The organism is Cupriavidus sp. GW823-FHT07B10 (genome assembly GCF_058794355.1).
In genome coordinates this window covers 98,774-119,204 of sequence record NZ_JBXAGS010000007.1, presented here as the reverse complement: position 1 = coordinate 119,204, position 20,431 = coordinate 98,774, and the positions used below count along the sequence as shown (strand labels likewise).

Sequence of the window (20,431 nt, the reverse complement as noted above, 5' to 3'; positions counted from 1 at the left end):
CCAGCATGCACGCTGTCCTACCGTTGCGCGAATCCGCGCCGCATATCGTGTTCGCGGGGATCGGCAAGACCTACGCGGGGGCAGGCGCCCCCGCGCTGGCCGATATTTCCTTCACCATTGGCCGCGGCGAGCGCTTCGGCATCATCGGACGCAGCGGCGCCGGCAAGTCGACGCTGCTGCGTACCATCAACATGCTGGAGCGTCCCGACACCGGCCACGTCCGCATCGACGGCACCGATATCGGCCTGCTGGACGAGAACGGGCTGGTGACGCTGCGGCGCCGGATCGGCATGATCTTCCAGCACTTCAACCTGCTGTCGGCCAAGACCGTATTCGACAACGTCGCGCTGCCGCTGCGCGTGGCGGGTGTGCCGCGCCACGAGATCGCGGTCCGTGTGATGGAGCTGCTGGACCTGGTCGGGCTGACCGACAAGGCGCGTGCCTATCCCGCGATGCTGTCCGGCGGGCAGAAGCAGCGCGTGGGCATCGCCCGTGCGCTGGTGCACCGGCCCGAGATCCTGCTGTGCGATGAGGCCACTTCCGCGCTGGACCCGGAGACCACTGAACAGATCCTGGCGCTGCTGCGCGACATCAACCAGCGGCTGGGGCTGACCGTGGTGCTGATCACGCACGACATGGCGGTGATCAGTGAAGCCTGCGACCGCGTGCTGGTGCTCGACCACGGCCACGTCATCGAGCATGGCCCCGTCTGGAAGGTGTTTGCCGAGCCGCACGCGGAAGCCACCATCGCGCTGCTGCGGCCATTGCGGCACCGCATGGCCGCCGTGCCGGACACAACCAGACAGGAGACTGCACATCGTGCTGTTGCCAATGGCTGACAAGTATTTCAAGGCACTGGGCGAGACCCTGCTGATGACCACCAGCGCGTGCGCCGTGGTGTTCGCTGCCGGCATGGTGCTGGCCCTCGTGCTCACCATGACCGCTCCCGGCGGCCTGGCGCCGCGGCCGCGGCTGCACCGGAGCTTGTCGGTGCTGGTGAACATGTTCCGCTCGATTCCCTTCATCATCCTGCTGGTCGCGATGCTTCCGGTGACGCGCATGATCGTCGGCACCACCATGGGCACGTGGGCGGCGGTGGTGCCGCTGAGCGCCCACCTGATACCGTTCTTCGCGCGCATCTCGCAGGTTGCACTCAATGAGATCGACACGGGGCTTGTCGAGGCGGCCCGAGCCATGGGATGCCGCCGCTGGCATATCGTGCGCCACGTGCTGCTGCCGGAGGCGATGCCCGCGATCATCGGCGGCGCCACCGTGACCGTGATCGCCATGATCGGTTCGTCGGCGATGGCGGGCGCGGTCGGCGCCGGCGGGCTGGGTGATCTGGCGATCCGCTATGGCTACGAACGCTACGAGACCGCCGTGATGTTCCATGTGATCGCGATCCTGGTGACGCTGGTCACGCTGGTGCAGTTTGCCGGTGAACGGCTGGCGCGGCGGTTCGACCACCGGCGCTAGTCGACGCTTTGTGATAAAGGTACGGCTGTCCTGTTTCCGGCGCATGCCACGACACGTCCGCTATGTTCCAGGTGATTGCTCCTTGCGCCGCCCTGGCGCCCTACGTCAACGGCTACTGGTTCGTCGAGGACCTGGCGGGTGTTTACGCGGGCAGGCGGATCGTGACCTGCCCGTACCCGGGGTCGGTGCTCTCGATCAACTTCGGACGCCCGAACGCGATGGAGGGCGGCCCGACCGTGCCGCAGGTGTCGCTGCTGGGCTTCCAGTCGACCAGCCGGCAATGGCGGTCGTGGCCGGACACCTATTTCGTCATGGCGATGCTGAGTGGCGCGGGCCTGGCGCGGCTGTTCCCCGGCATCGGGCCGGACTGCAAGGATCAGCTGCTGGATCTGGCCGGATACCTTGGCGATGGCGCGACCCATGCGCTCAGCGCCGACCTGAGCGCCGCCTGGACCCCGGCGAGGGTTGCCTGCCAGCTGGACGCGTGGTTGCTGCGACGCATGACGGCTATCCGGCCGGCTGCGGAACTGGCGACGATCAGGGCGGCGCATGCGCTGCTGCGCCAGGGACGGCAAGTGCAGGAAGTCGCCAGCCTGACCGCCGTCAACCGGCGCCAGCTGAACCGCTGGTTCGAGCGGCACCTTGGCGTTGGCCCCAAGCAGTTGATGGACCTGGAGCGACTGCAGTCCAGCATCCAGGCGGTGCAGCGCGGCGCGGGCGACGCGCTGTCAGGCTATAGCGATCAGCCACATCAGATACGGAGCTGGCGGCGGCGCCTGGCCCAGACGCCGGGCGACTATGCGCGCAACGGGCCATCGCCGCTCGCCGAGTACTTCGGACGCCTGCCAGACGATGCCCCGGCCTTCTATCTCTGACGACGCAACACCTGGCGTCCCAAACGTTCAATACAGCGTTCCCCGCCTGCCGCATGCTGGCGGCTCAAAAGGAGAATGCTATGGACGCTGGGAATCTGCCGCTGGAACAATCGTTGGTCGAATACACGGATGGCACGACTGTCTTCGAAGGGTATGTAGCGCGGCCCGCCGGGCTGGCCCAACGCACGCCGTGCGTGCTGCTGGCCCACGAATGGAGCGGACTCAACGCCGCGATGCGCTGCTGCGCCGACCGGCTTGCGGCATTGGGCTACATCTGCTTTGCCGCAGACGTGTACGGCAAGGGCGTCCGTGGTGACGAGCTGGGAGACAACGCGCATCTCATGGGCCCGATGATGGCCGATCGCCGCTTGTTGCGCCGGCGCCTGCTGGCCGGGTTCGATGCGGCCACCAGGTTTCCCGGGGTCGATGCGCAGCGGATGGCTGCGCTTGGGTATTGCTTCGGCGGCCTGTGCGCCCTGGACCTGGCGCGCGCGGCCCCGCCGAACCTGCTGGCTACCGTCAGCTTCCACGGGGTGCTTCAACCGCCGCGGATCGGCCCGCAAGCACCCATCACTTCCAGCATCCTGCTCCTGCATGGTTGGGAAGACCCGGTCGCGCCGCCGAACGATGTTCTCGGCATTGCAGGGGAGCTGACCGGCGCCGGCGCCGACTGGCAGCTGCATGCCTATGGCCATGCCCTGCATGCATTCACGTTCGAGGGGGCGAATCTTCCGGATCGTGGCATTGCCTATGATGCGGCGGCGGACCGCCGGTCCTGGGCGGCAATGCAGGCCTTCCTGGCGGAACGGCTTGCCCCGGGTGTGTCACCCAAGGCAGCCTGGCCGGCCAGCTAAGGCGCGCGCTGCGACATGACTTCAGGACGCGTTGGTCTTGCGGCCCACGTTCCGGATCAGTTGCGTGACACGTCCCAGGTACTGGTCGAAGACCTGATTCGCCTGCTCCTGGCTGTTGATCGGCTGTGCGACCGTACGTCCCTCGGCTTCGAGCTTGGCCCGGATCTCGGGCTTGGCCAGGGCTTCGCCAATCGCCTTGCGCAGCACTGCCACCCGGCTGGCGGGCGTGCCCTGCCTGACGAAGTAGCCGCCGCCGATCGAGTACTCGAAGTCGGGCACCAGCCGGCTTTGCGAGATCAGCGGAATATGCTTGAGCGCCGGGGGCAGGGCCTTGGCGAAGCTACTCAGCACCTTCAGCCGGCCCTGTTGCTGCATGCTGTCGAAACTGGATTGGTAGGGCAGGATGGCAAAGTCGACCTCCCCGCCGGCAAGGCCTTGCAGCGCTGGAGCGCCGCCCTTGTACGGCACGTGCAGGAAGGGCACGCCGAGCCGGGCAGCCAGCGCATCGCCCATGAGGTGATAGATGGAGTCGATGCCGACCGTGGCGTAGGTCAGCGGTTTCCCCTTGCTTTTCTTCGCATAGTCCAGGAAATTGTCCAGGGTATCCACGGCAATGCCGTTCCTGACCATCAGCACGATGTTGGCGTCGCTGATGGGCGCGGCCAGCTGGAAGTCCTGCGGCTTGTAGCGCGCCGCCGGGTTGAGCATGGGAGCCAGGAAGACCTCGTTGATCGAGCCGTGGAAGAAGGTGTAGCCATCGGCCGGTGCGCCCAGCACCTTGTTGGCGCCGATCAGCCCGGTGCCGCCGCCGTAGTTCTCGACGACCACCTGCTGCCCGACGCTCTTGCTGATGGATTCCCCGAAGATGCGCGCCGAAGTGTCGCTGGCACCGCCGGCCGGGTAGGGGACCACCAGGGACAGCGACTTGGCGGGGAAGTTGTCTGCGGCAAAGGCCGGCAGGCTGGCCAGCACGGAGGTGCCGGCGGAAACACCGGCATATTGAAGGAAGCGGCGGCGGTTCAGTGAAGCCATGGTGGATGTCCCCGAAGAATTGTTGTTCAAACCAGATAGCTTTGCGTCAGGTGCGCCCAGAATGCGGCGCCGACAGGCAGGGCCTTGTCATTGAAGTCGTACAGGGGGTTGTGGACCATGCAACCACCATCCTCGCCCAGGCCGTTGCCGAGCCGGATGTAGGCACCGGGCCGGTGCTCCAGCATGTAGGCGAAGTCTTCGCTGCCCATCACCGGCGGGCGCTCGACCACGTTGTCCGCGCCCACCAGCCGGATCGCGGCCTGGCGCGCGCGCTCGGTCTGCGCGTCGTGGTTGACCAGTACCGGGTACTTGCGTTCGTAGACGACCTCGGATTGCAGCCGGAAGCTCTGGGCCTGTGCGGCGACAAATTCGCTGATGCGCGCTTCGACCAGCGTACGCACCTGCGGGTCCAGCGTGCGCACGCCGATCTTGATCGTTGCGCTGTCGGGCACGACGTTGTAGGTGGTGCCAGCCTGGATGGAGCCTACGGTAATGACCGCGGACTTGAGCGCATCGATCTCGCGGCTGACGATCGATTGCAGTCCAAGCACGATGCTGGCGGCGCACTGCATGGCGTCGATGCCATGATGAGGCATGGCGCCATGGGCGCCGCGGCCGCGCAGCGTGACCGTGGCGCGGTCGAACGAGGCCATGGCAGGGCCGGCGATGACCCCGATCTGGCCGACCGGCAGCCCCGGGGAATTGTGCAGCGCATAGATTTCGTCGCAGGGGAATTGCTCGAACAGCCCATCGTCCAGCATGCGCAGCGCACCGCCTTCGTTCTCCTCGGCCGGCTGGAAGATCAGGTTGAGCGTGCCATTGAAATCAACGGACTCGGACACGTACCTGGCGGCACACAGCAGGATCGCCGTGTGCCCGTCATGGCCGCAGGCGTGCATCTTGCCGGCGATGGTGCTGGCGTAGTCAAGGCCGGTCTTCTCCTGAATCGGCAGCGCGTCCATGTCGGCGCGGATGCCCAGCGCCTTGCTGCCTTGCCCCTTCCTTAGCCTGCCCACGACGCCGGTGGTGCCCATGCCGCGATGCACCTCGTAGCCCCATGCCGCCAGCCGTCCGGCGACCAGGTCGCTGGTCTGGCGCTCTTCAAAGGCCAGTTCGGGGTGCGCATGGATCTTTCGGCGGATCTCAACGAACTCCGGCGACAGGGTCTGGATGGATTGGTGCAGTTCGGCAAGCGGGGCCTGGTTCATGGCGGTATCGGAGCGTGGTCGTCCACAGCATTCTCTACGCAGGCGCTTGCCGAAACCATGACAATGATGAGGCAGAAACGTTGCATAATTTGCAACATTAAAAAGTCCGTGCTGCCGTCCTGAGGGGGCGGCACGAGCCAGAGGAGGAAGACATGGAAGATGTGCTGGACCGCAAGCGGGCGCTGTGCTTGCTGCAGATCATCGAGACCGGCACGGTGCGCGGCGCGGCCGAGGTGCTTGAGCTGGACCCGTCCGTAGTGAGCCGCGCCGTGGCGAAACTGGAGCAGGAAACCGGGCTGACTTTGCTTGAGCGGCGCGGCCGGGGTGTTGTCGCCACCGATGCCGGGCGCCTGCTGGCGCTGTTTGCCCGGCGCCAGCAGGACCTGAACGATACCTTCCTGGCCGAGGTCAACAACCTGAAGAATGCGCGGCGCGGCCACGTGGAGCTGGTCTTTGGCGAAGGCTTCGTCGACCTGGTGCTGGAGCCCGTGCTGCAGGGCTTCCTGCGCAAGCATCCCGACGTGAGCTGCAGCATCCAGGTGGCCGGCACCGATGAAACGGTCCGGCATATCCTGGAGGACCTGGCGCATGTCGGCTTCGTCTTTCAGCCGCCCGACGATGTGCGCCTGCGCTCGCACTATTCACGGCTGTCGCCGATCCGCGTGCATGTGCGTAAAGACCACCCGCTGGCGCGCAAGCGCCGCGCACTGACGCTGGCGGACCTGGCGCCGCACCAGGGAGCGGCGCTGACGGAATCGTTTGGTGTGCGCAAGCATATCCAGGCGGCGGAGCTGGACGAGCACGTCACCCTGAAGCCGATGCTTGTCACCAACTCGTTCAAGGTGCTGTGGGAATATGCAGCGATGGGGCTGGGCTACATCATGACGGCACGCTCGGTGGCGCTGAAGGAGCCGCAGTTCAGGCAACTGGTGTCGCTGCCGCTGGCAAATCCCATCCTGAACAACAGCCGCATCCACATCATCACCCGGACCGGCCGGCACCTGTCCCCGGTGGCCGACAGCCTGCTGCGGCATGTGGTGAAGGCGTTCCCGCTGGTCTGAAGCAACTGTGCTCCCCGGGCAAGCGCCCCTTTGTATGTACCCGGGGGCACCCGGGAAATCTAATCTGGTGACACCGCAACGATCCGGTCCCCGCCGCAGCACTGGCAGGCCGCCGGACAGCGCCCCCGTCGTTACAGGACACCACGCCAATGAGCTCCCCGACCCCTGAAAAAGGCCACATCGCCCCCTACACCCACCCCGCCGCCGGCTGGGGTGCGTTGAAGTACGTTGCCATCAACCTGATCAAGGAGAAGGTTGCCGGTGGCAAGTACAAGATGCTGTTCAAGCAGAACCAGGCCGATGGCTTCGACTGCCCCGGCTGTGCCTGGCCGGACCGGCAGCACGCCTCCACCTTCGAGTTCTGCGAGAACGGCGTCAAGGCCGTGGCCGCCGAGTCCACCAGCATGCGCGTGACCCCCGAGTTCTTTGCGCAGCACACGGTGACGTCGCTGATGGCGCAGACGGACTATGAGCTTGAGCAGCACGGGCGGCTGACGCACCCCATGGTCTATGACGCGCAGACCGACAAGTACCGTGCGATCGCCTGGGACGAGGCCTTTGCGCTGATCGGGCGCCACCTGCGCGCGCTGCCGGACCCGAACCAGGCCGCATTCTATACGTCGGGGCGCGCCAGCAACGAGGCCGCATTCCTCTACCAGCTGTTCGTGCGTGCCTATGGCACCAACAACTTCCCCGACTGCTCGAACATGTGCCACGAGGCCACCAGCCGGGGCCTGCCGCCGACCATCGGCGTGGGCAAGGCCACCGTGGTGCTGGATGATTTCGAGCATGCCGACACCATCCTGCTGTTCGGCCACAACGCGGCCACCAACCATCCGCGCATGCTGGGCGAGCTGCGCGAATGCGCGCGGCGCGGCGCCACCATCGTTTCGATCAACCCGCTGCGCGAACGCGGCGTGGAGCGCTTCACCAGCCCGCAGCACCCGGTGGAGATGCTGACCGGCTCCAGCACCAAGATCGCCTCGATGTTCGTGCAGCCCAAGCTGGGCGGCGACTTTGCCTTGATCAAGGGCATGGCCAAGCGCCTGGACGAACTCGACCAAGAGGCCATCCGGCACGGCCGCGAGCGCCTGATCGACGTGGATTTCGTGCGCGAGCACACCATCGGCTACGGCGACTTCATCGAAGACCTGCGCGCGGAGAGCTGGGCCGACATCGTCGCCGAGTCGGGCGTGTCGCAGGAAGACATCGATGCTTTGACCCAGGTCTACGCCAAGGGCAAGCGCGTGATCGCCTGCTGGGGCATGGGCCTGACGCAGCATAAGCACTCTGTGCCGACGGTGCAGATCCTGTCCAACCTGATGATGATGCGCGGGAACATCGGGCGCCCCGGCGCCGGGCTGCTGCCGGTGCGAGGGCATTCGAACGTGCAGGGCGACCGCACGGTGGGTATCGAAGAGAAGCCCGAGCCGGAATTCCTGGACCGCCTGCAGGCCGCCTTCGGCTTCGAGCCGCCGCGCAAGCATGGCTATGATGTGGTCCACACCATCTCGGCGATGCTCGAGGGCAAGGTCAAGGTCTTTGTCGGACTGGGCGGCAATTTCTCCACCGCCACGCCGGATACGCCACGCACCTTCGAGGCCCTGCGCCAGTGCGACCTGACCGTGAACATCGCCACCAAGCTCAACCGCAGCCACCTGGTGCACGGCAGGGAGTCGTTGATCCTGCCGACGCTGGGCCGCACCGAGATCGACCAGCAGGACGGCGTGGCGCAGGGCGTGACGGTCGAGGACTCGGTCTGCATGGTCCATATCTCCTTTGGCATGAACGCGCCGGCGTCGCCGCACCTGTTGTCGGAGATTGCCATCGTCGCGCGCATGGCGGCCGCCACGCTGGGCTCGGAGAAGATCGACTGGCTCTGGTATGCGCAGGACTACGCCCGCATCCGCGACGCCATCGAGCAGGTGATCGACGGCTTCGAGAGCTACAACGAGCGCGTGGCGGTGCCGGGCGGGTTCCACCTGACGCCGGCGGCATGCAACCGGGTCTGGCATACGCCGTCGGGCAAGGCGCAGTTCCTGGTCAACCGCATCGACAAGGACACCCCCATCAGCCGGGCCCGCCAGAAGTATGGCGACAAGCTGATGGTGATGATGACGACGCGCTCGCATGACCAGTACAACACCACGATCTATGGCCTGGACGACCGCTACCGCGGCGTGTTCGGCCTGCGCCGGGTGGTCTTCATCAGCCCCGCTGACCTGGCGCGGCTTGGCCTGAAGGCGGGCCAGCACGTGGACATCACCAGTGTCTGGGACGACGGCGTGCAGCGCCAGGTCGAGGACTTCGTGCTGGTCGAATACGACATCCCGCAAGGCTGCCTGGGGGCGTACTACCCCGAGACCAATCCGCTGGTGCCGCTGGAAAGCACGGGCGATGGCTGCGGCACGCCCACGTCGAAGTCGGTGCCGGTGTTGCTGACGCCGTCCCGTCGCCAGAACGCGGCGGCGAGCTGATCCCGCGCTGCGCGCAATACCGCTCGTCAAGCGACTGACACCCCTGGTGAACCTTCCCCTCTCCCGCAAGCGGGAGAGGGGAACAAACCGTCAGCATGCAAGCGGGCGCTGCACATGATTTTACGAGAGATCCCATGGAATGCACCGAACTGGTCGAACACACAGGCTATGAAGCGCGCAGCATCGTGCGGCACAAAAACTGCTTGGTGCAGCCGGCCACGGACAACGTGGCAGAAGAACTCCCGGTGGCGCTGGTGTACAACGGCATCTCGCACGCCGTGATGATGGCCACGCCGCTGGACCTGGAGGCGTTCGCGGTCGGCTTCTCGCTGACCGAGGGCATCGTCGGGCGCAATGCCGAGATCCACGACCTGGAAGTGCGCGTGCACCCGCACGGCGCCGAGGTGCAGATGGAGATCAGCGAGCACGCCTTTGCCACCATGCGGGCCCGCCGGCGCGCGCTGGCGGGGCGCACCGGCTGCGGCGTCTGCGGCATCGAGAGCATCGAGCTGCTCGACCTGGAGCCGGCGCGCATGCCCGAGCCGGCCACCCGGCTCACGCCGTCGCGCGAGATGATCGAGCGCGCGGTCGCGGCGCTGCCGTCGCACCAGCGGCTGATGCAGGCCACCGGGGGTGTCCACGCCGCGGCCTGGTGCGATGCGGGCGGCGAGATCCTGCATGTGTTCGAGGATGTGGGCCGCCACAACGGCCTGGACAAGCTGATCGGCCACCTGGCGATGCAGCGCGTGGCGATGGACGACGGCTTCGTGCTGCTGTCCAGCCGCGCCAGCTATGAACTGGTGCGCAAGGTGGCGCGCATGAATATCCAGATGCTGGCGACGATCTCGGCGCCGACCTCGCTGGCGATACGCATCGCCGAGCAGGCCGGTCTGCGCCTGCTCAGCTTCTGCCGCCAGGATGGTTATGTCGACTATACCGGCGCCGCACTGGATGCCGCGCGCGGAGGCGCAGCATGCTGAACTTTGACGAGGCGCAGGCGGTCTTCGCGATGTGCGCGGAGCCCGTGCGGCAGACCGAAACCGTGTGGCTGGGCCTGCTGACCGGCCGCGTGCTGGCCGGCGACGTGGCCGCGGTCATGGATACGCCCGCGGCGGACCGCAGTGCCATGGACGGCTATGCGGTGCGCTGTGAAGACTGCCGCGCTGACGCCTGCCTGCCGCTGCAGCAGGTCGTCTACGCCGGCACGCAGCCGCAGCCGCTGTTGCCCGGCCAGGCCATCCGCATCTACACCGGCGGCGTGATTCCACCCGGCGCCGATGCCGTGGTCGCGCTGGAGGATGCCGAGGAAACCTATCGCGGCGTGGTCTGCGCGCGCGCACCCGTGGCGGGCCAGCATATCCGGCGCAAGGGCGAGGACGCCCGCCGGGGCGACCTGCTGCTGTCGGCGGGAACCCTGCTGCATGCGGGGCATATTGCCGCGCTGGCGTCGCAGGGACTGACGGAGGCCACGGTCTGCCGGCTGGTGGAGGTTGCCATCCTGACTTCGGGCGACGAGGTGGCGGCGCACGACGAGCCGCGCGACGTGTACCAGGTGCATGACGTCAATGGCCCGATGCTCGAGTCGCTGGTGCAGTCGATGGGCGCCGTGGTCAGTTGCCACCGCCACGTGCAGGACGACGAGCGCGCCTTGCACGACATGCTGCGGGAACTTGCCGCCGACGCCGACCTGGTGCTGGTCACCGGCGGTGCCTCGGTCGGCCAGCGCGACCTGGTCGCGGCGGCGCTGGCTTCGGCAGGCGGCGAGCTGCTTTGCCGTGGCGTCAACATGAAGCCCGGCAAGCCGGTCACGGTGGGGCGCCTGCGCGGCAAGCCCGTAGTATGCCTGCCCGGCAATCCGGCGGCGGCCTATGCCACCTTCGCGCTGCTGGTGACGCCGCTGCTGCGCCGCCTGCAGGGGCGCGCGGAGCTGTTCCCGCCGGTAGGCCGGGTCAGGGCGGCGCTGGCGGGCACCCGCCCGCACCGCGGCGATGCCTTCTGGCGCGTGGGCGAAATCGGCAACCTCGGCGGCCGCGAGAGCTTCGTGCAGGTCAATGCACAGCAGGGTGCCGCCTCGGTGTCGGCGCTCGGCCAGGCCAGCGGCTTTGTGCGGGTCGAACCCCAATGCGCCGGACAACTCCAAAATGTGCCCCTGCCGTACTATGATCTTCATCGTTGGCTCAGCTGACAGCAGCCCGGCGCAAGGGCCGGACCAGGCACCGGCCGGGCGCGAGGGACATGGGAAGGGGAGCGCAGCGTGAAACTATATGAAAAGCTGGCTGCGGACATAGAAGCATTGGTGCAGCAGGGGGTGCTGTTGCCCGGCGAGCGGATTCCCTCGGTGCGGCAGACCAGCCAGCACCACCGCATGAGCATCACCACGGTGATCCGGGCCTACGTCTTGCTGGAGAGCCGCGGCATCATCGAAAGCCGGCCGCAGTCCGGCTATTTCGTGCGCGCGCGGCCGGGCGAGCCGGTGGTCGAGCTGCGCCCGTCCAGGCCCAGTGCCAAGCCCTCGGCGGTGGATGTCAGCGCGCTGGTGCTTTCCACGCTGCGTTCGATCCGTTCCGATGATGCCGTGCCGCTCGGTTCGCCCTATCCGGACCCTTCGCTGTTTCCGTGGCAGCGCATCAACCAGTACGCCAACAATATCGCGCGCCGCTATGCCAAGTGGACCATGCTCGACGACCTGCCGCCCGGCAGCCCCGAGCTGATCCGGCAGATCTCGCGCCGCTACCTGGAGAACGGCTACGCCATCGATCCGAACGAGGTGATCGTCACCATTGGCGCGACCGAGGCCATCAACCTCTGCCTGCAGGCAGTGGCCAGGCCGGGCGATACCATCGCAGTGGAGTCGCCAACCTTCTACGCCATGCTCCATGCTATCGAGCGGCTGGGCATGCGCGCCATCGAGGTGGCGACCGATCCGGTGGAAGGCATCGACATCGGCGAGCTGGCGCGGCTGATCGATGAAAAGGGCGTGGCCGCCTGCATGGTGATGCCCAATTTCCAGAACCCGCTCGGCTTCCAGATGCCCGATGAGAAGAAGCGCGCGCTGGTGGCCATGCTGACCGAGAAGGACATCCCCGTCATCGAGAACGACGTCTACGGCGAGCTCTATTACGGCGAGGCCCATCCCAGTTCATTGAAGGCGTTTGACAAGGCCGGCATCGTGCTGCATTGCTCCTCGTTCTCCAAGACGCTGACCAATGCCTACCGGATCGGCTGGGCGCTGCCGGGCCGCTACCGCGAGGCGGTGGAACGGCTCAAGTTCCTCAACACGCTGACCACGCCCGCCATTCCGCAGCTGGCGATTGCCGAGTTCCTGAAGAACGACGGCTACGACTTCCACCTGCGGCGGGTGCGCAAGGCCTATGCGCAGCAGGCCAACATCATGGCCGCCGCGGTGCGCAGGTTCTTCCCGGACGGCACCACCCCGTCGCGCCCTGCGGGAGGCTATGTGCTGTGGGTGCAGCTGCCGGAGGGCATCGATGCGATGGAGATGTACCACGCCGCGCTGGAGCACCGCATCACCATCGCGCCCGGGCATATGTTTGCGCCCGGGGCCACTTACCGCCATTGCATCCGGCTGAACTACAGCGGGGAATGGTCGCCCGGAATCGAGTCCGCCGTGCAGACGCTGGGCAGGATCGCGCAGCACCTGCTGGCGCGCAGCCGGGAACCCGGCGAGGAAGAGCATGCAAGACGCTGATATCGATCCCGCCATGGTCGCGGCGCTCCAGGTCCTGTGGCAGGCTGGGCGCGAGGGCGGCGGCAGCCCCTGGTCGCTCGCCAAGATCGCGAAGCGGGCCCAGCTGCCAATGAGCGTGCTGCGGCGCGTGTTGACGCAACTGCAGGCCGCCGGACTGGCGGACGTGGCGATCGACGAGGAAGGCCGCGGTCACGCGAGCCTGACACCAGCCGGCGCGGAGCTTGCCGCGCAGGCTTTCCCGAATCCTGACTGAGTGGCCGAGAGCCGCGCCCGCGGCTCAGCCGCCGACCAGCGACATGCGCACCGTCGGGTACTGGCGCTTGCCGCTGGCCAGCCGGTCCGCGCGCAGCTCGGAGTAGCGGTCGCCGCGGGCCTGCCAGGCTTGCCGGACCGCGTCCGCAACGGCTTCATCGGGGCGCGCGGCACCCAGGTGCTGGCGCAGGTCGACAGAGCTGGTGGCGAACAGGCACAGGTAAAGCCGACCGTCGACCGAAACGCGTGCGCGGGTGCAATCGCCGCAGAACGGGTGCGAAACGCTGGAGATAAAACCCAGCTTCAGGCTGCCATCCGCCAGCAGGTAGTTGCTGGCGGTTTCGCCGTCGCGCCGGGTGACCGGCAGCAGCGCATGCGCGCGTTCGACCATGCCGCGGATCTCGTCGGACGGGACGACGCGTGACTGTGACCAGCCGCTCGGGCCTTCCACATCCATATATTCGATAAAGCGCAGCGTGACGTCGCTGCCACGGAAGTGCTCCACCAGCGGCAGCACCTGCGCGTCGTTGGTGCCGCGCTCGACCACGCAGTTGACCTTGACTGGTGCCAGGCCCGCCGCGATGGCCGCGTCGATGCCCTCCAGCACGCGCCCGACCGGGAAATCGACATCGTTCATGGCGCGGAAGATCTGGTCGTCCAGGCTGTCCAGGCTGACCGTGACCCGGCCCAGGCCTGCGTCGCGCAGCGAACGCGCCTTGCGGGCCAGCAGGCTGCCGTTGGTGGTCATGGCCACTTCCACCTGCCGGCCGTCCAGGGTACGCATGGCCGCAATGCGTTCGACCAGCGACTCGATGCCCTTGCGCAGCAGCGGCTCGCCGCCGGTCAGGCGCACTTTCTCAACGCCCAGGCCGACAAAGGCGCGCACGATGCGCAGCAGTTCCGCATCGGACAGGCGCTGCTCAGGCGACAGGAACGGATAGTCGCGCCCGAAGCGCTCCTTGGGCATGCAGTAGGTGCAGCGGAAGTTGCACTGGTCGATCACCGAGAGCCGCAGGTCGCGCAGCGGACGGCCCAGCTGGTCCCGGCAGGCGGGTGATGCGTGGTCCGGCTCGGGCGCCTCAAGACTGCGGGCGGCGGGCATTTCTTGCACAAGCGCTGCTTGCATGGCGAATCTCCCGGGGGCAATGGGGTAGGGCATGGCGCATGCCATGCCCTCCATGGTAGGGACCGATCGCCGCCCGGCAGGCGTACAAATCGGCAGGAGCGGAAGCAGAACAGTTCCGGCGGGGCCGGTATGGCTGCGTCGGGGCGCCTCATTCGCGCGGCGCCCGGATGCGCACCGTCGCGGTCTGGCCGGCGATCAGGTGGACCCCGGCGGGCACCTGGTCCAGTGCGATTCGCACCGGTATGCGCTGGGCCAGGCGCACCCAGTTGAAGGTCGGGTTGACGCTGGGCAGCATGTTGGGCCCGATGGCGCGGTCCTGGTCCTCGATGCCGGGCGCAATGCTCTGCACATGTCCGCGCAAGGGAGTGCGCTGGCCCATGATATGCACTTCGGCGGCGCTGCCGACGCGGATCGCGGGCAGCTTGGTTTCCTCGAAATAGCCTTCCACGTACTGCGAGCCGCTGGCCACCACCGACAGGGCCGGCCTGCCGCGGGTGGCAAAGTCGCCGACGCGCGGCAGGCGGTCGCTGGCATGGCCGTCGACCGGGCTGGTCACGCGGCAGCGGGCCAGGTTGAGCCTGGCCACGTCCACCGCGGCATCGGCTTCGTCGATGCGCGCCTGCGCGGCGGCCACGGCGGCCGCGTTCGCCGCCTGGCGCCGGCCCAGTGCCAGCGCGGCGCGCGCCGACGCGGCCTCGGCCTGGGCCTGTTTCAGGGCCAGGCTGAAGCGCTCCTGGTCCACCACGAACAGGACCTGGCCGCGTTGCACCCGGGCGTTGTCGCCGACGAGCACGGCAGTGACCAGGCCGGACACGTCCGGCGCGACCTGGATCACTTCTGCGCGCACATGGCCGTCGCGGGTCCAGGGCGCCTCGGTGTAGTACTGCCACAAATGCCAGGCGGTCAGCGCCGCGGCGACCACGGCCGCCAGGGTCACCGCAACGGGGCCGAGCAGCGAAAGCTTGCGAATCATGATGGGGCCTGCCAGAGGAGCGCGACGAGCGCGCCCAGTACAAGGATATAGAGCGAGAAATTGAACAAGGACCGGTGCCAGACGATGCGGTAGAAGCCGATCCGGGCGAGCACGGCGCGCACGCCGGCGGTCACCGCGAACGCGGCCAGCATCCACACCACGGTGGCCGGCACGAAGACGCCGTACAGGTCGAACTCAGTGGCGTGCATGGGGCTCTCCTTCGGTAGGCGGATACAGGGCCAGCCGCAGGGTGGCCAGTGCCGCCAGCGCCGTGCGGGGGCTGCCGTGCGCCGACGAGGCCAGCGCCGCGAAGGCCGCGTCGATCTGCGCCGCCAGTGCCGGAGCGGGCGGGCTGGCATGGCCGGCGCGCGCGCACTGGCGGTAGTGGCGTGCCACGCCGGCCAGCACGCGCTCCACGGCACGGCGGTGCGGCGCAGGCACGCCAGCGGGGGCGCGCCGCAGCGCGAGCGCGGCGGATTCGACCAGGAAGTCGGCAACGGCGCTGCCGGCGTGCCTGCCGCTGGCATTGTTGCGGCGGGTCAATGGCGGCCACTGGCGCAGCAGCCGGTCCAGCATGCGGCCGCGCAGCCGCGCGCTGTTGACCGGCGCGCGCGGGTGCGCCGCCAGCGCGATCTCGTTCCAGTTGGCCCGGGCCAGCCGGTAGGCCACCAGCTGCTGGCCGAAGGGCTGCATCAGGACCGCCCACAAGGCCGCGAACACCAGCGCCGCCAGGCTTGCCAGGCTGCTGTTGAAAATGCCGGCGAAACTTGCCGCGGTCAGGTGCTGCGGGCCCGGGAACGATGCCGCCGTGACCGCCAGCAACACGCCGAACAGCGCATTGCGCGGCTGCGTGGTCATGGCGCCGATGACCAGGTAGGGGCCGCACAGCAGGGCGGCCAGCGAGCCAAAGTCATGGGCCAGCTGCAGCACCACGAACTGGTAGTACCAGGACAGCAACGCACAGCCGATGCTCCACGCGATCACCCGGCCGGCCATCAGCCGCGGCTCCGCGGTGGTGGCGATAAAGCAGCTGGCAAGCGCGGCCAGGCCGACCGGGACGGCGCCATCGACCCACCCTGACACCATCCACAGCAGGCCCGCGACGAAGGTGGCCGAGCCGGCGGTGGCGCCGCGGAACAACAGTTGCGCGTGGTCATGGTGCCGGGCCTGCCCGGCGGGTTCCACGCGGTAGCGCAGCGCGGTGGGCTCGCTCCCGCCCTGGCGCAGGCTGGCCTGCAGCAGGCGGCAGTCTTGCCAGAGGTCGCCCAGTTCGTCCAGGTAGGTGCAGGTCGCCGCGACCAGCCGTGCATGCCAGTCCGCGGGTGCGGCGGGCGTGGTGCCTGCCGGGTACCAGGAAGGCGGCGGCCGGGACGCGCCGGCGTCGCCGGCGATCCAGGCCAGCGTGGCGCGCATGCGCTGCGCGACGGTGTCAGGCATGCCCGCCGGATGCCGGTGCAAGGCGCCGGCGGCATCGGCCAGCGCCAGCACCAGCGGCAGCAGGGCCGTCATGCGCTGGTGCAGGGCACGTGCGCGCCGCAGGGTCAGGGCGCCGTCGGCTTCATAGGTCAGCTGCGCCAGCTGGGTTTCCATTGCCAGGATATCGGCGGCCAGCAGGCTGAAGCTGTCATGGCGCTGGCCCGCGCTGGCGCCGGCGGCCAGCACGTCGGTGATCCAGCGCGAGGCGTGGTCCAGCCACGCCGACGCGCGCGCGGCCAGCGCCGGCGTGGTGCGCGAGGGAAACACCACCGCGCTGACCACGCTGGCGCAGACGATGCCGATGACGATTTCCTCGATGCGGGTGAGGGCCACGTCGAAGACCGTGGCCGGGTTGGTGACCGTCGGCAGCGCCACGATCGGCAGCGTATAGGCGGCCAGCAGGCAGATGTAGTTGCGCGGCGCCGGCTCCAGCAAGGACAGGTAGAGCAGGGTGCCGGTCCAGCACGCGATCGCGGCCATCAGCAGCACCGGCTCGTCGACCAGCCAGGGCACCAGCGCCACCGCGCACACCGCGCCCAGCAGCGTGCCGAAGACGCGGTAGGTGCCCTTGGCATAGGTGGCGCCGGCCAGCGGGCTGGACACCAGGTAGACGGTGGCCATGGCCCAGTAGGGCCGCGGCAGCCCGAGCGCCAGCGCCACGTAGAGCGCCAGCATTGCCGCGCCGAACACCTTCAGCGAATGCAGCCAGGGTGCAAGGTCGGGGCGTCCCGCCCAGGCTGCCGCGAGCGTGTCGAACACGCCGGCGGTGCGCGCGGGCAGCGCGGGACGGGAGAGCGGGCCAGAGGACGGCATGGCTTCAGTTGGCAAGCCCGGCTGCCCGCATCAGCAGCTTCATCAGGCTGGCGCAGACGAAGACGGTGCCGACCCCCGCCAGCCACAGCGCCAGCAGCCAGCCCAGGCGGGCCGCCAGCCGCGATTGCGGGATCCTGGCCATCAGTGGTACCCCTCCCCGCGCTTGACCTTGCCGCGAAACACGTAATAGGACCAGGAGGTGTAGGCCAGGATGATCGGCACGATGAACAGGGTGCCGACCAGCGCGAAGCCCTGGCTTTGCGGGGGCGACGACGCATCGAAGATCGAGATCGACGGCGGGATGATATTGGGCCAGATGCTGATGGCAAGCCCGGTATAGCCCATGAAGATCATCAGCAGCGCGTACAGGAACGGCGACACGTTCGGGTGCTTGCGCAGGGACCGGTAGATGCCGAAGGCCGAGAACAGCACCAGCAGCGGCACCGGCAGGAAGAAGAACAGGTTGGGCAGCGCGAACCAGCGTTGCGCGATCTCCGGATGGGTCAGCGGCGTCCACACGCTCACCGCGGCGACCATTGCCAGCATCACGCCGGTCAGCACGTTGGTCACGCGCAGCATGGTCCATTGCAGGCGGCCCTCGGTCTTCATGATGAGCCAGGTGACCCCGAGGAAGGCATAGGTGATCACCACGCCCACGCCGCAGAAGACCGGGAACGGCGCCAGCCAGTCGAGCGCGCCGCCGGTGAAGGTGGCGCCTTCCATGGCGATGCCGTCGATATAGGCGCCCAGTGTCACGCCCTGGAAGAAGGCGGCGAGCACCGATCCCCACGTGAACGCGGCATCCCAGTACGGGCGGCTGCGGTCGCTGGCCTTGAAGCGGAATTCAAAGGCCACGCCGCGGAAGATCAGCCCCATCAGCATGAACATCAGCGGCAGGTAGAAGGCGCTGAGCAGCACCGAGTAGGCCAGCGGGAAGGCGCCCAGCAGCGCCGCGCCGCCCAGCACCAGCCAGGTTTCGTTGCCGTCCCAGACCGGGGCCACCGTGTTCATCATGACGTCGCGGTCATGACGGTCGCCGACGAAGGGAAAGAGAATGCCGATGCCAAGATCGAATCCGTCCATGATGACGTACATCATCACACCGAAGAAGATCAGGGCGGCCCAGATAACGGGAAGGTTGATACCCATGTTGATCACCTGTTCAGGATTCGCGCTGGCCGTGCGGGGCCATCGGGTTGGGTGTGGAAGCCGCGGCGATGGCGGCGGGGACGACGCTGCCGGGGCCGTAGGACGGCTCTTCGTGCGGGTGCGCGTCGGGGGCGGGGCCGGCGCTGGCCAGCTTGAGCATGTAGCGGATGCCCACGCCGAAGCAGACGAAGTAGATCACCACGAACAGTGCCAGCGACAGCGCCACCGGGCCGGCCGCATGCGCGGAAACGGCATCATGGGTACGCAGCAGTCCATAGACCACCCACGGCTGGCGGCCGATCTCGGTGGTCATCCAGCCGGCCAGCAGCGCGACCAGCCCGGCGGGGCCCATCACCACCGCGAGGCGCAGGAAGGCCTTGGACCGGTACAGCGCGCCGTTGCGGCGCAGCACCCAGCCCAGCAGGCCGAACAGGATCATCGCCACCCCCAGGCCAACCATGATGCGGAAGGTGAAGAACAGCACTGTGGCATTGGGGCGGTCTTCCCTGGGGAAGTCCTTCAGGCCACGGATCTGGCCGTCAAGGCTGTGCGTGAGGATCAGGCTGCCCAGGCGCGGAATCTCGATGGCGTAGCGGGTTTCCTCGCGTTCCATGTCGGGGATGCCGAAGACGATCAGCGGGAAGCCGCCCTTGTCATCCTTGGCCGCGGTGTTCCAGTGCCCCTCCATCGCAGCGATCTTGGCGGGCTGGTGCTCCAGCGTGTTCAGGCCGTGGGCGTCGCCCACCACCGCCTGGATCGGCGCCGCGATCAGCACCATCCACAGCGCCATCGACAGCATCTTGCGGGCGGCGGGCACGGCGCGGTCATGCAGCAGCTGCCAGGCCGAGGATGCCGCCACGAACAGTGCCGTCGACAGCAGCGCGGCGATCACCATGTGCGCCAGGCGGTAGGGGAACGACGGGTTGAAGATCACCTCGAGCCAGTCGGTCGGCACCACCTTGCCGGCAACGATGACGTAGCCGGCCGGCGTATGCATCCAGCTGTTCGATGCCAGGATCCAGGTGGAGGAAATCATGGTGCCGAGCGCCACCATCACCGTCGAGAAGAAGTGCAGCCCCGGCCCGACCCGATTCCAGCCGAACAGCATCACGCCCAGGAAGCCCGCTTCCAGGAAGAAGGCGGTCAGCACCTCGTAGGTCAGCAGCGGTCCGGTGACGCTCCCCGCAAACTGCGAGAAGCCGGACCAGTTGGTGCCGAACTCATAGGCCATGACCAGGCCGGAAACGACCCCCATGCCGAAGTTCAACGCGAAGACCTTGATCCAGAACTGGTACAGGGTCCTGTACACCGTGTCCTTGGTGTAGAGCCAGCGTGCTTCCAGGAACGCCAGGAAACATGCCAGCCCGATCGTGATGGCGGGAAATAATATGTGGAAGGAAACCGTGAATCCGAACTGGATTCGAGCGAGTTCCAGGGCTGTGAGTCCGTACATCGATGTGCTCTCCGTGGGGTGGCCGCCGGCACGACGGCGTGTCGCGCGAGACTGTGTCCGGTCCCGCAACGACGCATGGCGGGCAACTGGGCGATTTCATATCGGGTCAATTGCGGGACAGGACACCATGGACAAGCGTAAGGACTACAGCCTGCCCGCTAGGGATACAGTTCTTGCGGAACCGTTCAAGCTCAGTTCTTCAGGCCGGAAGCAGCGCTTGCCAGGCACTTCGCGCCACCGGTACAGATGACGCGATTGCGCGGGATCACAGTCATGCGACAGGATCCCGCGGCACCAGTCAGGAGGCTCTCGGGTGTGCGCTGCGAAGATGGATCAGGACGCAGCGGACGGCCGGCGCGAGCGCTCAGCTGAACAGCTTCATGGCCTTGCCGAGGGTCGACCAGATCCCCGCGCCCAGCGGGATCAGCACGTATGCCCAGAACGCGAGCAGCAGCAGCGTCTTGCCGAAAGTACGGTCGTCTTGCACGGTGGTGTCT

General features: G+C 67.6%; 20 protein-coding genes. 10 read left to right on the top strand and 10 right to left on the bottom strand.

Features of this window, described 5'->3' with window-relative positions; genetic code table 11:
* Positions 1-5 precede the first annotated feature (5 nt).
* From AC1Q6V_RS17085 to AC1Q6V_RS17070, 4 genes are all read left to right on the top strand, one after another.
* Positions 6-839: a methionine ABC transporter ATP-binding protein gene (locus AC1Q6V_RS17085; protein ID WP_037024216.1), complete on the top strand. Its 834-nt coding sequence runs from the start codon at positions 6-8 to the stop codon at positions 837-839.
* Positions 820-1,476 (top strand): methionine ABC transporter permease, encoded by a 657-nt coding sequence (locus AC1Q6V_RS17080; protein ID WP_454750047.1) that lies wholly within the window; start codon positions 820-822, stop codon positions 1,474-1,476. The genes AC1Q6V_RS17085 and AC1Q6V_RS17080 overlap by 20 nt, the downstream gene beginning before the upstream one ends.
* 62 nt (positions 1,477-1,538) lie before the next feature.
* Positions 1,539-2,351 carry a helix-turn-helix domain-containing protein gene (locus tag AC1Q6V_RS17075; RefSeq protein WP_010814461.1) on the top strand — a complete coding sequence of 271 codons (813 nt, stop codon included), beginning with the start codon at positions 1,539-1,541 and terminating at the stop codon, positions 2,349-2,351.
* 113 nt (positions 2,352-2,464) lie between these two features.
* Positions 2,465-3,205 (top strand): dienelactone hydrolase family protein, encoded by a 741-nt coding sequence (locus AC1Q6V_RS17070; protein ID WP_234788105.1) that lies wholly within the window; start codon positions 2,465-2,467, stop codon positions 3,203-3,205.
* A 21-nt stretch (positions 3,206-3,226) separates the two neighbouring features.
* Here the strand turns inward: AC1Q6V_RS17070 and AC1Q6V_RS17065 are convergent, their stop codons facing one another.
* A complete protein-coding gene (locus AC1Q6V_RS17065; protein ID WP_010814459.1) occupies positions 3,227-4,237 on the bottom strand; it encodes a tripartite tricarboxylate transporter substrate binding protein in 1,011 nt (336 codons plus the stop codon).
* Positions 4,238-4,263: 26 nt separating this feature from the next.
* Positions 4,264-5,445 (bottom strand): M20 aminoacylase family protein, encoded by a 1,182-nt coding sequence (locus AC1Q6V_RS17060; RefSeq protein WP_439671860.1) that lies wholly within the window; start codon positions 5,443-5,445, stop codon positions 4,264-4,266.
* Between the two features lie 152 nt (positions 5,446-5,597).
* Between AC1Q6V_RS17060 and AC1Q6V_RS17055 the strand changes: the two genes are divergently transcribed.
* From AC1Q6V_RS17055 to AC1Q6V_RS17030, 6 genes are all read left to right on the top strand, one after another.
* Entirely contained in the window at positions 5,598-6,506 is a 909-nt protein-coding gene (locus AC1Q6V_RS17055) for a LysR family transcriptional regulator (RefSeq protein WP_010814457.1), read from the top strand.
* A gap of 149 nt (positions 6,507-6,655) precedes the next feature.
* Positions 6,656-8,983 carry an FdhF/YdeP family oxidoreductase gene (locus tag AC1Q6V_RS17050; RefSeq protein WP_010814456.1) on the top strand — a complete coding sequence of 776 codons (2,328 nt, stop codon included), beginning with the start codon at positions 6,656-6,658 and terminating at the stop codon, positions 8,981-8,983.
* A 134-nt stretch (positions 8,984-9,117) separates the two neighbouring features.
* The gene (gene fdhD / locus AC1Q6V_RS17045) at positions 9,118-9,963 is read left to right on the top strand and encodes a formate dehydrogenase accessory sulfurtransferase FdhD (RefSeq protein ID WP_010814455.1); all 846 of its coding nucleotides are present in this window, start codon (positions 9,118-9,120) and stop codon (positions 9,961-9,963) included.
* Entirely contained in the window at positions 9,957-11,168 is a 1,212-nt protein-coding gene (locus AC1Q6V_RS17040) for a molybdopterin molybdotransferase MoeA (protein ID WP_454750046.1), read from the top strand. Before fdhD ends, AC1Q6V_RS17040 begins: the two co-directional genes overlap by 7 nt.
* 69 nt (positions 11,169-11,237) lie before the next feature.
* Complete coding sequence (locus AC1Q6V_RS17035; RefSeq protein WP_011617257.1) at positions 11,238-12,692, top strand: aminotransferase-like domain-containing protein; 1,455 nt, start codon at positions 11,238-11,240, stop codon at positions 12,690-12,692.
* Complete coding sequence (locus AC1Q6V_RS17030; protein ID WP_010814452.1) at positions 12,679-12,945, top strand: helix-turn-helix domain-containing protein; 267 nt, start codon at positions 12,679-12,681, stop codon at positions 12,943-12,945. Before AC1Q6V_RS17035 ends, AC1Q6V_RS17030 begins: the two co-directional genes overlap by 14 nt.
* 24 nt (positions 12,946-12,969) lie before the next feature.
* Here the strand turns inward: AC1Q6V_RS17030 and moaA are convergent, their stop codons facing one another.
* From moaA to AC1Q6V_RS16990, 8 genes are all read right to left on the bottom strand, one after another.
* Complete coding sequence (gene moaA / locus AC1Q6V_RS17025) at positions 12,970-14,070, bottom strand: GTP 3',8-cyclase MoaA (RefSeq protein WP_041688108.1); 1,101 nt, start codon at positions 14,068-14,070, stop codon at positions 12,970-12,972.
* A gap of 148 nt (positions 14,071-14,218) precedes the next feature.
* Entirely contained in the window at positions 14,219-15,043 is an 825-nt protein-coding gene (locus AC1Q6V_RS17020; RefSeq protein WP_058696775.1) for an HlyD family secretion protein, read from the bottom strand.
* Entirely contained in the window at positions 15,040-15,252 is a 213-nt protein-coding gene (locus AC1Q6V_RS17015) for a DUF1656 domain-containing protein (protein WP_010814449.1), read from the bottom strand. Before AC1Q6V_RS17015 ends, AC1Q6V_RS17020 begins: the two co-directional genes overlap by 4 nt.
* Entirely contained in the window at positions 15,239-17,332 is a 2,094-nt protein-coding gene (locus AC1Q6V_RS17010) for an FUSC family protein (RefSeq protein WP_439672738.1), read from the bottom strand. Before AC1Q6V_RS17010 ends, AC1Q6V_RS17015 begins: the two co-directional genes overlap by 14 nt.
* 4 nt (positions 17,333-17,336) lie before the next feature.
* Complete coding sequence (locus AC1Q6V_RS17005) at positions 17,337-17,474, bottom strand: DUF2474 family protein (protein WP_010809252.1); 138 nt, start codon at positions 17,472-17,474, stop codon at positions 17,337-17,339.
* Positions 17,474-18,481 carry a cytochrome d ubiquinol oxidase subunit II gene (cydB, locus tag AC1Q6V_RS17000; protein WP_010809253.1) on the bottom strand — a complete coding sequence of 336 codons (1,008 nt, stop codon included), beginning with the start codon at positions 18,479-18,481 and terminating at the stop codon, positions 17,474-17,476. The genes AC1Q6V_RS17005 and cydB overlap by 1 nt, the downstream gene beginning before the upstream one ends.
* A 13-nt stretch (positions 18,482-18,494) precedes the next feature.
* The gene (locus AC1Q6V_RS16995; protein ID WP_492316315.1) at positions 18,495-19,934 is read right to left on the bottom strand and encodes a cytochrome ubiquinol oxidase subunit I; all 1,440 of its coding nucleotides are present in this window, start codon (positions 19,932-19,934) and stop codon (positions 18,495-18,497) included.
* Between the two features lie 364 nt (positions 19,935-20,298).
* Entirely contained in the window at positions 20,299-20,421 is a 123-nt protein-coding gene (locus AC1Q6V_RS16990; protein ID WP_010809255.1) for an MFS transporter small subunit, read from the bottom strand.
* Positions 20,422-20,431: the final 10 nt, after the last annotated feature.